Annotated in this window: 8 protein-coding genes; 2 read left to right on the forward strand and 6 right to left on the reverse strand. The window is 70.0% G+C overall.

Annotation, left to right across the window (positions count from 1 at the left end):
* Nucleotides 1-80 precede the first annotated feature (80 nt).
* Both OG885_RS45230 and OG885_RS45235 read right to left on the reverse strand, forming a co-directional pair.
* Entirely contained in the window at nt 81-2,861 is a 2,781-nt protein-coding gene (locus tag OG885_RS45230) for an AAA family ATPase (RefSeq protein WP_331729532.1), read from the reverse strand.
* A gap of 121 nt (nt 2,862-2,982) precedes the next feature.
* On the reverse strand, nt 2,983-3,516 hold the full coding sequence (locus OG885_RS45235) for a TetR family transcriptional regulator (RefSeq protein ID WP_331729534.1): 534 nt from the start codon (nt 3,514-3,516) through the stop codon (nt 2,983-2,985).
* A 198-nt stretch (nt 3,517-3,714) separates the two neighbouring features.
* Between OG885_RS45235 and OG885_RS45240 the strand changes: the two genes are divergently transcribed.
* On the forward strand, nt 3,715-5,157 hold the full coding sequence (locus OG885_RS45240; protein WP_331729327.1) for an aldehyde dehydrogenase: 1,443 nt from the start codon (nt 3,715-3,717) through the stop codon (nt 5,155-5,157).
* A gap of 270 nt (nt 5,158-5,427) precedes the next feature.
* Here OG885_RS45240 and OG885_RS45245 read toward each other — a convergent pair whose 3' ends face one another.
* From OG885_RS45245 to OG885_RS45255, 3 genes are all read right to left on the reverse strand, one after another.
* Nucleotides 5,428-6,285 carry an oxidoreductase gene (locus OG885_RS45245; RefSeq protein WP_331729330.1) on the reverse strand — a complete coding sequence of 286 codons (858 nt, stop codon included), beginning with the start codon at nt 6,283-6,285 and terminating at the stop codon, nt 5,428-5,430.
* Between the two features lie 102 nt (nt 6,286-6,387).
* Complete coding sequence (locus OG885_RS45250; RefSeq protein WP_331729333.1) at nt 6,388-7,227, reverse strand: oxidoreductase; 840 nt, start codon at nt 7,225-7,227, stop codon at nt 6,388-6,390.
* Nucleotides 7,228-7,412: 185 nt separating this feature from the next.
* A complete protein-coding gene (locus tag OG885_RS45255; protein ID WP_331729336.1) occupies nt 7,413-8,396 on the reverse strand; it encodes a LuxR C-terminal-related transcriptional regulator in 984 nt (327 codons plus the stop codon).
* Between the two features lie 178 nt (nt 8,397-8,574).
* On the opposite strand from OG885_RS45255, the gene OG885_RS45260 reads away from it, so the two are divergent.
* Nucleotides 8,575-11,568 carry a S8 family serine peptidase gene (locus OG885_RS45260; protein WP_405743327.1) on the forward strand — a complete coding sequence of 998 codons (2,994 nt, stop codon included), beginning with the start codon at nt 8,575-8,577 and terminating at the stop codon, nt 11,566-11,568.
* Nucleotides 11,569-11,616: 48 nt separating this feature from the next.
* Here OG885_RS45260 and OG885_RS45265 read toward each other — a convergent pair whose 3' ends face one another.
* Complete coding sequence (locus OG885_RS45265) at nt 11,617-12,399, reverse strand: RICIN domain-containing protein (RefSeq protein ID WP_331729342.1); 783 nt, start codon at nt 12,397-12,399, stop codon at nt 11,617-11,619.
* Nucleotides 12,400-12,433 lie beyond the last annotated feature (34 nt).

Raw genomic sequence — 12,433 nt, forward strand, 5'->3', positions numbered from 1 at the left:
GCGAAATCGGACACATCAGTCATGTGACGGTGATACGTACGCCATGGTCTGGTGCGTACACCGCCTTAAGCCATCCGCACTCAGCCGTCCTGCTCACCCTCCAGCCTGGCCAGCGCGTCGCGCAGGGCGGCGCGGGAGGTGATGCCGAGCTTGGGGAAGACCCGGTACAGGTGTGAGCTGACCGTCCGCGGCGACAGACGCATGCGTTCGCCGATCTCCTTGTTGGTCAGGCCGCTCGCGGCGAGATCGGCGATCCGGCGCTCCTGCCAGGTGAGTTCGGCCGACGGCACCGACGGGCCACGCGTGGCCATCCCCGCCACCCGTAGCTCGGCCCGGGCCCGCTCGCCCCAGGTCTTCGCACCCAGCCGCTCGAACGCCTCAGCGGCGAGCGTCAGATAGGGCCGGGCGGTTTTGGGGCCGTGGGTGTGGCGTTGGCGGATGCCGTGGGCGAGGTGGATGCGGGCGAGTTCGTAGGGGAAGTGGTGGGCGTGGGGGTGGGTTTGGGCTTGGTGGTAGTAGTGGTCGGCTTGGGTGGGGTCGGGGGTGGTCATGGCGAGGGCGCCGTAGGTGGTGAGGGCGAGGCGGGGGCTGATGTGGGGGAGGCCTGCGTGGTGGGCGGCTTGGGCGTGTTGGTGGGCTTGTTGGGTGCGTCCGGTGTGGAGGGCTGCTTCGACGAGGTCGAGGAGGGTGCGGGGGGCTTGGTGGGCGTAGGGGTGGAAGGTGCCGGGGGGTGTGATGCCGATGGCGTGGAGGTAGGCGGCTTCGTAGTCGCCTTCGGCGAGGGCTGCGGTGGTGCCGATGGTGTCGGTGATCTGGGTGAGGAAGCCGACGCCGCGGGGTCGGGCCCAGGCGTCGACGGTGGCCTGCAACTCGCGGGCGTGTTCGACCTGGCCCCGCAACGCCGCCAACAACCCCAGATACGCGCGGGTGTGATGGGCGAGCAGGTGATACCCGTGCGACAGGGTCAGCTCCAGGCACCGCTGTCCGGTCCGCTCCGCCTCGTCCCACTCACCCACCGCGATCTGGTCCAGCATGATCAGATGCTGGGTGGTCATCCCGATGCGGACGAATCCCGTCTCGGCCTCGCGGTCCGCGCTGCGCTGCAGCTGCGGCCGGTACCGGCTGAGCGTGTCCACGTGATAGGCGGCGACAGCCAGCCGCGTCACATCCCACGGCTCCAGGTCCGCGAGGCCGGCGAACTCACGCTCCACCCGCTCCCGCACCCCGGCCCCGTGCCGCACCACGTCCCCCCACGCGTCCTGGTAGACCAGCGAGCGTGACGGGGCCAGTTCCCCCAGCGTTTCGAGCAGCGCGCGCGTCTCCGCCCAGCGCGCGGGGGAGCCGGCGTACTGGCTGATGGCCAGCAGCAGATCGATCAGCCGCGTGAGCACCTCGTCCGGCTCCCGGATCCCACGGTCGCGCAGAGTCTCGATCGCCGCCGACACCTGACGGTGCGTGTGCCGTACGTCGCCGTCCTCGAAGAGCGCCACATAGGCCGAGGTCACCACGGAAGCGGGAGACTCGGCGGCGCCGGGCGCCTGGGCGGAACGCAACAGCCGCTGCGCCTGATCGAAGTGGCCCGCCTGCCCGGCGACGAAGGCCGCGTCCCCCAGCCGGCTGGACCGCTTCGCACGGCTCTCGCTCAGTTCGGCGGCGCGGGTCAGCCAGGCCACGGCGGCGACCGCGCCACCACGCCGGGTCGCCGACTCGGCGGCCGCCTCCAGTGCGGTTGCGACCTCCTCGTCCGGGTCGACGGTCGACGCCGCCAGGTGTGTGGCCCGGCGTTCGACGTCGTCGCGGTGCACGTCCGCGAGTACGGCATGCGCCGCACGCCGCTCGTTGGGAGTCGCCGTCCGCACCACCGACGACCGCACCAGCGGATGCCGGAAGACGAAGTCACCGCTCAGCGGATCGACCCCCAGCAGCCCGGCCGTCACCGCCTCCTCGGCGTCCCGCATGCGATAGCGGCGGCCCACGCCAGAGGCGAGCCCGGCTGCCCCGGACATCGCCGCGACACCGTCGAGTGCGCCCCGCAGCAGCTCCCCGCGGACCCGGTCACCGAGCGTCCTGATCCGGGCGCCGTAGACGTGGTGCAGGCGCCGCGGCACGGGCACCGGAACCGGCAGCGAGGCAGCGTGCGACCCGAGTTCGGTGCTTACCTGCTCATCGGTGGTCGCGTGGCCGATCCGGTGAAGGTGGGCGGGCAGTTCGAGCAGGGCCAGCGGATTTCCCTGCGACTGGTCCAGCACCAGCCGACGCACCGGCGCGGTCAGCTCCGGGTGCCGCAGATCCAGCAGCTCCCGCGCGGCGGCGTCGGACAGGGCCGGGACGGGCAGCTCCGGAAGCGCGGCCGTGTCCCAGCCGGACGCGATCTCGCAGCGCAGCCCGACGGCCAGCCGCACCGAACTGCCGGTGAGGCGACGCCCTACGAAACCGATCACCTCGGTGCTGGCGGCGTCCAGCCACTGCCCGTCGTCGAGCACCAGCAGCAGCGGCCTCGCCGCCGACGCCTGCTCCAACAGGTCCAGGACAGCGATGCCCAGCGCCATGACCGACGGCGGGCGCCCGCCCCCCTGCCCGAAGGCAGTGCCGAACACGGTGCGGTGCACCGCGTCCAGCCGATCCGTCCACGGCAGCAGGGTGTGCAGCAGCTGGTGCAGGCCGGCGAACGGCAACCCCGACTCCGCCTCCACCCCGGCGGACCGGATCACCTCGTGGCCGGCCCGCGTCGACAACTCGGCGGCATGGTCGAGCAACGCACTCTTGCCCGTCCCGGTCTCTCCCCTGAGGACCAGGGTCTGACCGTCGGTGGCCGTCACGAACGCAGCCAGCCGCCCTCGCTCGCCGTCCCGGCCGACCATCGTCATGAGCGACTCCACGGCGCCCCACTCCCCTTCACCACAGGACGACCTACGTGTGTACATCCCTGAGCGTAGGTGTGCGTGGGAATTCTTTCGCGCCGAAGGGAGTCATGCATACATGTCATGGTCCGGAGATGTTCTCTTCCACCGGTTCCTGAGTCCGTTGGCGGGGGACGCCGACCCCGTAAAGAAACATGTCGACCACCACGTCGGCCGCCTGCGCGGGGCTGAGGTGTGTCTGCTGGTGCGCCGCCAGATGCACCAGCTCGGGGAGCAGCGGCCCTGCCCAGCGCTCCGGTTGGTCCCGGCGCAGCAGTCCTGCGGCGGTGGCTCGCTCCAGAAAGAGGTCCACCTCCGCGATACAGGCGTCCCGGCGACGGCGGATCTCGTCGTCGGCGAGCATGCGGGCGAGGTCGACGGGCCAGGTGCGGTTCACGGCGATGATGCTCTCGACGTAGCGGTGCAGCGCCACGGCGACCGGTGCCTCACGCAGCCGAGCCTCCCTGATGGCCTTCTCGATGGCCGTGACCCGGGACTCGTAGATCGCCGCGAGCAGGTCCTCGCGGCAGGCGAAGCGCCGGTAGACGGTGCGCCGGTCCACGCCCGCCTCCGCGGCGATGCTCGCGATGCTCGCGCCGGGATCGGCGGCGAGCATCCGCGCGCCGGTGGTCAGGACGGCTTCCAGGTTGCGTGCTGCGTCGGCTCTCATAGGTCAAGAGTACCTCGCATGTGCAACTTGAAGACCTGTAAAGCTACCTGCACGTGCATCTAGAAGATAGAAGTGCTACATTGAAGTGGCAGTTGGATGACAGTCCAAAAGAACTGCACCTGAGCACCGGAAGAGAGAAAGCACATGATCACTTACGGCCGGCTTTTCATCGGAGGTTCCTGGGTCGAGCCGAGCGACGCGCAGTTGCTCGACATCGCCTCGCCGCACGACCAGGCGGTGGTCGGCCGCGTCGCCCAGGCACAGCCCGCGGACATCGACCGCGCGGTCGCTGCGGCCCGGGCCTCCTTCGACTCCGGCGAGTGGCGGCTGACCCCGCCCGTCGAGCGGATCGCGGTCCTGCGCCGGTTCAACGCCCTGCGCGAGGAGAACGCCGAGAAGATCGCCCATCTGATCTCGCTGGAGAACGGTTCGGCCGGTTGGTTCACCCGTGCCGGACAGCCCGGACTGACCCGGCAGGCGAACGCCTACCTCAAGGCGGCCGAGGAGTTCGGCTGGGAGGAGACCCTCGTCCCCTCCGACCCGACGGCACCGACCCGCAGCGTGGTCCGACGTGAGGCGGTCGGCGTGGTGGCCGCGGTGATCCCGTGGAACTCCCCGTTCTCCTCAGCCACTTCAAAGATCATTCCGGCCCTGCTGGCGGGTAACTCCGTGGTCCTCAAGGTGTCCCCGGAGAACTCCCTGAGCATGGGCTTCCTGGCCGAGCTGCTGGAGCAGGTGGGCCTGCCCGAGGGTGTCATCAGCGTCCTGCCCGCCGACCGGGAGACCAGCGAGTACCTGATCTCGCACAACGACGTCGACAAGATCGCCTTCACCGGTTCCACGCGAGCGGGCCGGCGGATCGCAGCCATCGCGGGCGAGCAGCTCAAGCGGGTCAGCCTGGAGCTGGGCGGCAAGTCCGCCGCGATCATCCTTCCCGACGCGGACGTCGCGAAGGCGGTCGCGGGCCTGAAGTTCGGTTCCCTGCTCAACAACGGCGAGTCCTGCATCGCCCAGACCCGCATTCTCGCCCCGCGCGAGAAGTACGAGGAGGTCGTGGCAGCGCTCAAGGAGCTGGTGGAGTCGCTGAAGGTCGGCGACCCGAACGACCCCGACACCTTCATCGGCCCGATGATCCGCCCCGACCAGCAGGAACGCGTACGCAACTACATCCAGCTCGGCATCGAGGAGGGCGCCCGCCTGGTCACCGGCGGCCCGCAGATCCCCGAGGGCCTGGAGAAGGGCAACTACGTCACGCCCACCGTCTTCGCCGACGTCGACAACTCCATGCGCATCGCGCAGGAGGAGGTCTTCGGCCCGGTCCTGGTGGTCATCGCCTACGACGGCGAGGACGACGCCGTCCGCATCGCCAACGACTCCGAGTACGGCCTCTCCGGCGGCGTCTGGTCCACCGACGAGGAGCACGCTCTCGCCGTCGCCCGCCGCGTCCGTACCGGCACCGTCACGATCAACGGCGCCTCCGTCGCCTTCGACGGTCCGTTCGGCGGCTTCAAGGCCAGCGGCATCGGCCGCGAGTACGGCGCCGTCGGCCTCGGCACCTACACCGAGTACCAGACCATCACCGTCTGACCTCGTACGACACCCTCCGCACAGCACGATCCGCCCACGGCGGCAGGTGGCCTCCGACCGCCTGCCGCCGGCGTCGTGTCCGGGGGCCGGCACGGCGATTTCGGACACGCGCATCGAACACGCACGAACACGCCGAAGCCGCGAAGCCGCGGAGCCAAGTGCACACCGTCTAAGGGAAACGGGCACGCGGCCTCCAGGGACCGGGACCAGCGGGGAAGGTTTCCTTCCACCGGCTGCCGGTCTTCGGAGGCCGCGTGCCCGTCGTGAGAGTCAGAGCACCGCGTTCTCGGCGGCGCCTGGGAAGTCCGTGCTGAAGGCCAGCTCGCGGCCCGCCTCGAACTCGGCGCGCAGCTGCTCCAGCTTGGCCCCGATCCGGCGCTGGGCGTCGCTGCCCAGCACGACCCAGTGAGCCGGCTCCGGCGCACTCACGGCCTGGAAGATCGCCTCGGCGGCCCGCTCCGGGTCCCCGGGGAACATCTCCGGCGTCAGGCTGCCCATCATGGCGCGGAAGGCACCGGCCGTGGCGGCGTAGTCGTCGATGGCGTCGCCGGACACCTTCGTCCGGTTCTCGATGCCGGTACGGAAGGAACCGGGCTGGATGATCATGGCGCGCAGGCCGATCGGCTCGATCTCCTGCCACAGTGCCTCGGTGAAGCCCTCCAGCGCGAACTTGCTGGAGGAGTAGTAGCCGTTGGCGGGCAGGCTGGCCAGGCCGTCCATGGAAGAGACGTTGACGATGGTGCCGCTGCGACGGGCACGCATCCCGGGCAGCACCTGCCGGGTCAGTTCGACCGCACCGAAGAAGTTGACCTCGAACAGGCGGCGGTAATCGCTCTCCTCCTGCTCCTCCAGGGCGCCGATGAAATCGATGGCGGCGTTGTTGACGAGGACGTCGATACCACCGAAGCGTTCCTCGGTGGCACGCACGGCCGCCACCCGGTCCTCGGCGTCGGTGACGTCGAGCTTCACCGCGAGCGCGGTCTTCGGGTAGTGCGCCGCGAGCTCGGTGGTGGCCTTAGTGGAGCTGGCCGTCGCCACCACCTGGTCGCCGTGGGCGAGAACGTGTTCGGCCAGGGCCTTGCCCAGGCCACTGGAGGCACCGGTGATGAGCCAGGTCTTACGAGACATGGAGCGATCTCCTTGTGAAGGGGTGAAAGGGATGTGTCGTAGAGAAAGACATGTGTGAGCGATGTGCCGGGCGGCGGAGGAGTGCGACCCGGCGGGCGGTGGCTACTCGCCGGCCGGGAAGTCCGCGGCGGCGCTGGCCGCGGCCCACTTGCGGGTCTCCGCGGCGCGGGCCTCGCCGGCCTCCAGCGCCATGGTCACGGCCTGGGCACCGAGCAGGATCCGGCGCGGCGGATCGTCGTCGCGTACGACGTCGATGAGGACCTGGGCCGCGCGGACCGGGTCGCCGGGCTGGTTGCCGTTGTTCTCCGCCCGGTACTTGTTCATGGCGCCGACGGTCTCCTCGTAGTCGGGACCGACCGCGTGCAGCTCCATCGACGCACCCTGCCAGTCCGTGCGGAAGGCACCCGGCTCGACGATGACCACCTTCAGTCCGAAGGGCGCGACCTCGTTGGCCAGGACCTCCGAGAAGCCCTCCACGGCGAACTTCGCGCTCTGGTAAGCGCCCATGCCGGGCGTACCACCCACACGGCCGCCGAGCGAGGAGAACTGCACGAACATGCCCGAGCGCTGGCCGCGCAGCACCGGTAGGGCCGCCCTGGTGACATTGACGACCCCGAAGAAGTTGGCCTCGAACTGGCCGCGGAAGTCGTCCTCCGCCATCTCCTCGACGGGCGCGCTGTTGGCGTAGCCGGCGTTGTTCACCACCACGTCCAGTCGGCCGAAGGCATCGACCCCCGCCTGTACCGCGGCCTGGGCGGCGGCAGGGTCGGTGACGTCCAGGGCGACGGCCCGCACCCGGTCGCCGTACCGGGTGACCAGTTCCGCCAGCTGTTCGGGACGACGAGCGGTGGCGACCAGTTGGTCACCGGCTGCCAGCACCGCTTCCGCCAGGGCCCGCCCGAAACCTCGGGACGCGCCGGTGATCAACCATGTCGTAGCCATGAGAGTGCCTTCCTGTTTCTTGCCTCACCGAGGTGAAGGCCGAGGAGTCCTCTCTCACTCTCCTGACCGGACCGGCATCGGACCTCCGTCGATTTGCTGCCGATCGACACATCTGGGACAGCTCCAAAACACGGATATGTAAGTCATTGGACTGATCTGGGTTCCCTGTCCGGTCCCCGGCGGACTCAGATCAGTCCGCGTGCGGCGGCCTTGATGCCCGCCTGGAACCGGGTGTCGGCCCCCAGCTTGGTCAGCACGGCGGCGACCCGACGGGTGGCGGTCCGGGTGCTGCATCCCAACTGGCGGGCGATGGCCTGGTCCTTGAGCCCGGCTTTGAGCATGCCGAGGAGAGCGACGTCGTCCGGGCCGAACGTGTCGTCCTCGGCCGGAACCGTGCCGGTGATCGGTTCGGCACGGGCCCAGTAGGCCTCGTACAGCTCCGTCAGCGCGTCGAGCATGCCGGACGGATGGATGACGACCAGGTCGTCATAGACCGGGCCGGACAGCGGGACGAGGGCGACCCGCTTGTCGATGATGTGCAGCTTGAACGGCAGGTACGGCAGCATCCTGGACTGCTCGCCCAGCTCGGCCAGTCTCAGCAGGGTCGCGAACCGGCCGGGACGCTCCATGGACTGCGGGCAGTAGATGGAGCGGACATCGACGCCCTGTCGCAACCAGGCGCTCGTGATCTCGAACTCCTCGCCGTTGCTGTGGAGTTCGCCGTCCGGGCGGCCCACATAGGGGGGCCGGTCCAGAACCCACACATGGGTGGTCGCCGTATGGCTCAGCTCCGCGACCCGCTCCAGGATCAGCTCACGGTCCGACAGCACCTCCACCAGGTTGCGCGGATCCGAACGCAGCCTTCCCTCCCGGTAGCGCTCGGCGATCCGGTCGATCTCACCGCGGGCCGCGGCCAGTGCGTCGGCCACCTCCACCTGCCGCCTGGCCACCAGAGGAAGCAGCGCTGCCTCGGGGTTCGTCGCCTGGAAGTGGCCCTGGCTGACGTCGTGCAGGAGCCCCAGCTTCCGTAGCCGGGCGGCAGAGCGCAGGATGTCCGCTTCCCGCATGCCCAGGGACGAGGCGATGTCCGCGACGTCGGTCCGGCCGCGGTCGACGATGCACCGGTACAGCCGCTCATCGGCCTCGCCTATACCCAGAGCAGCAAGCACGTATGCGCACCTCCATCGGACAGGTGTGTGCCATCCGTGGCGTCGTTGGTCAGCCGTCCAAACCCGCCAACAGGCTATCTGGACACCTGTCCGACGTACAGCGTTCACTTGCCCCGCCAGGCACTCGCACACGGCCGCCGTGTCCCCCGTCCGACGTACTTCTCCCATGGAGCAACGTGTGAGTTCCACCCGACGAAGAAGGTCCCTTGCCTGGAGCGCGGCGGTACTCGCCGTCTCTCTGACCGCCCTCTCTCCCGGCGCTCCGGCCCAGGCCGCCCCCGACCCGCTGACACCCGTCCCCACAGCCGGACATCCGACGTCCGGCCGCTACATCGTGACCCTCGCCGACGAGCCGGTCGCCCTCTACAAGGGCGGGGTGGACGGCCTCGCCGCCACCGCCCCGACGGCGGGCCGCAAGCTCGACGCCTCCAGCACCGCGGCGCACCGCTACCGGGACTTCCTCCAGAAGCGGCACAACAGGATCGCCGCCTCGGTCGGGGCCAAGGTCCGCCGCCACTACTCGGTGGTGACCAACGGATTCACCGCGAACCTGACGGCGGTTCAGGCCGCCCGTCTCAGCGGGCAGCCAGGAGTCCTCAAGGTCAGCCCGGACGCCTGGAACAAGGTCACCGACGACTCCCGGTCCACCGACCTCATGGGCCTGTCCGGACCGCACGGCGTGTGGTCGTCACTCGGCGGCACCGCGAAGTCCGGCAAGGGCGTGGTGGTCGGTGTCATCGACACCGGCATCTGGCCCGAGAGCAAGTCGTTCGCCGCCCCCGCCCTGGGAAGTGCGAAGCCCACCCCCAAGGACCCGTACCGCCCGTACCGCAAGGGCGACACGATCACGATGAAGAAGGCGGACGGCAGCACCTTCACCGGCACCTGCCAGACCGGCGAGGAGTTCGCCGCCACCGCCTGCAACACCAAGCTCGTCGGCGCGCGGTACTTCGGTGACGCCTACCTCGCGGAGATACCCCCTGAGCAGCGGGCGGACTACATCTCGCCGCGGGACGCCGAAGGCCACGGCACCCACACCGCGTCGACCGCGGCCGGCAACGCCGACGTTCAGGTCAACGAAGAGGGCAAGGACTTCGGGAAGATCTCCGGTGTGGCCCCAGGCGCCGCGATCTCCGTGTACAAGGCGCTGTGGAAGGACGTGGGCGGCGCCGACTCGGACATCGTCGCGGCGATCGACCAGGCCGTCGCGGACGGCGTCGACGTCATCAACTACTCCGCAGGGCAGCAGATCGAGACGCCGCTCGACTCGCCCATCCAGCAGGCGTTCCGGGTGGCCGCACAGGCCGGGGTGTTCGTGTCCGCCTCGGTGGGCAACTACGGCCGCGGCTGGCTGGACAACACCTCTCCCTGGGTCACCACGGTCGCGGCGAGCACCATGGCGACCCCCGAGGCCACGGTCAGGCTCGGCGACGGCCGCACCTTCGTCGGTGCCAGCGTCACCCTGGCCGCGGAACTCGGCCCCAAGCCACTGGTGTTGTCCTCCGCCGTACGGAACGCCTCGGCATCCGTCAGCGACGCGAATCTGTGCCGGGACGGCTCGCTCGACCCGGTGAAGACGGCCGGCAAGGTCGTGGTCTGCGACCGCGGGATCACCGCCCGGGTGAGCAAGTCCGCCGAGGTGAAGCGGGCCGGGGGCGTGGGCATGGTCCTGGTGAACACCAGTGACCTGGACACGGACGGCGACATCCACCTGGTCCCGACCGTGCACTTGAACGTTCCGGCCGCCACCACCGTCCGCGACTACGCCGCGGGGCCCGACGCCACCGTCTCGCTGGTCCTGGGAGGCTCCACGGGGACGCCCTACCCGCAGATCGCGGCGTTCTCCTCCAAGGGACCTTCGGAGTACAACAAGGGCGCGCTGATCAAGCCGGACCTGGCCGCACCCGGTGTGGCCGTGCTCGCCGCCGTGTCCCCGCCCCACAACCAGGGGCACAACTTCGACTTCATGTCGGGTACGTCGATGGCCGCACCGCAGGTCGCGGGCCTTGCGGCCCTCTACTTCGGCGTACATCCCACGTGGTCCCCGATGGCGGTCAAGTCGGCTCTGATGACCACCGCCGTGGACGCCAGGACCCCGTCCGGTGGCACCGAGACCGACGTGTACGCGCAGGGCTCGGGAGTCGTCGACGCCACCGCGATGCTCAACCCCGGCCTGGTGTACGACTCCTCCAACCCCGACTGGCTCGCCTACGAGGAGGGGCTGGGCATCGACACCGGCACCGGCGTCGCGCCCGTCGCACCCAGCGACCTCAACTACCCGTCCCTCTCGGTCGACCAGCTGCTCGGCTCGCGCACCCTCACCCGCACCCTGACCGCGGCCAAGGCGGGTGTGTACCGGGCCTCGGTGAAACTGCCCGGCTTCAAGGCCGAGGTGAAGCCCTCGACCCTGCGCTTCACCCACCCCGGACAGCGCGCCAAGGTCAGCATCAAGCTGACCCGGACCACCGCCCCCTCCGATGTCGCGGTCACGGGCTCGCTGACCTGGACCGGCGGCGGACGTGTGTCGGTGCGCAGCCCGATCGCGGTGACCCCGAAGAGTGTCCTGGCCCCCAGCCAGGTCTCCGGCAGCGGAAGCGACGGCAGCGTCAGCTACTCCGTGACCCCGGGCACCGAGAAGCTGACTCTCACCGCCTACGCCCCGGTCGCGGGTGTTCCGGTGCCTGGGCAACTCCTGGAGGCGACCGGCGGCTACCAGGAGTACGCCTTCACGGTCCCCGAGGGAAGCAAGGCCGGTGAGTTCTACGCGACGACGGACGACCCCGCCGCCAAGGTCTTCCTGTGGATCGCGCCCATGCAGGCCGACGGCAGCGCTGGACCGGGCGGACAGCTCAACGGGTCCCTGCCCGAACACCAGGCACGCGTCAGCATGGCGAGCCTGAAGCCCGGCAAGTACCTGGCCACCGTCATCACGGGCTGGACCCTGGGCGCGCCGTTCTCGCCCGACATCAAGTTCACCCTCCAGGCGAACGTGGTGGGCCCGGACACGCCCACGACGGGCACGTTCAGCGTCTCTCCGACGCGTCCCGCGACGAAGCCGGGCGTCCCGTTCCAGGTGACTGGCACGTGGTCCGGGGTGAACACCTCCGGTCCCGCCACGGCGTACGTGGGATACCCGGACGGCACCGGAACACTGGTCGGCATCAACGGTTGACCCACCCTCCGGCGGGCCGCACCGCGGCCCGCCGGACCTACCGGTCCCTCAGGACGACGACCACTTCTGGTTCTCGCCGCCGGAGCAGGACCACAGCTGCAACCTGGTGCCGTTGGCCGTCTGGTTGTCCCGTACGTCCGTGCACTTGTCGGCGAGCGGATTGACCAGGTCGCTGCGGACGTTCAGGTTGAACTGCTGGACCGCGCTGCCGTCGCAGGAGGCGAGTTGGAGGTCCGTCCCGTCATCGGTGGACCCTCCCGCGAGCTGGACGCACATGCCGAGGGTCCGCATGGTCCCGCCCGTGAACGTCCAGTGCTGCGCGGCGGATCCGTTGCAGTCCCAGATCATCAGCGCTGCCCCCTGTACGGCCTTGCCGCCGACGACATCGATGCAGCGCCCCGAGGCGTGGCTGGACACGCTCACCCCGGGCGCCGTGGCCGAAGCGGTCGAGTCCGAACCGGCCTTGTCCTCAGCCGAGTCGGGGGAACCGGCGTCCGGTTTCGCGGACGCCTCGCTCGCCCCGCTGTTCGTGGGCGAGGCGGCCTTGCTGGGCTTCTTCGCCGAGTCGGGCTCCTTGCCGGACGCGGTTGCCGAGGCATGCGCCGAGGGACCGGACAGGTCCCCGAGCGCGTCGGTGACGTCCGAGCCATGACCATCGGAGTCCACGGACACCGACGCATCGTCGCGCGGGTTGTCGTCGCCGCCGCGCACCAGGCCCAGGGTCAGCGCGACGGCAGCCACCGCGAGCAGCCCCACGACCCCTACGACGCCCAGTGCACCGCGCAGGCCCTCACGCCTGCCCTTTCGTCCGGTGGCCGGTTCGAGCGCCACGACCGGATCGTCACCGGTCCGGCGGTCACCGGTC

Source organism: Streptomyces sp. NBC_00028 (genome assembly GCF_045041065.1).
In the GTDB taxonomy this organism is placed as follows: Bacteria; Actinomycetota; Actinomycetes; order Streptomycetales; family Streptomycetaceae; genus Streptomyces.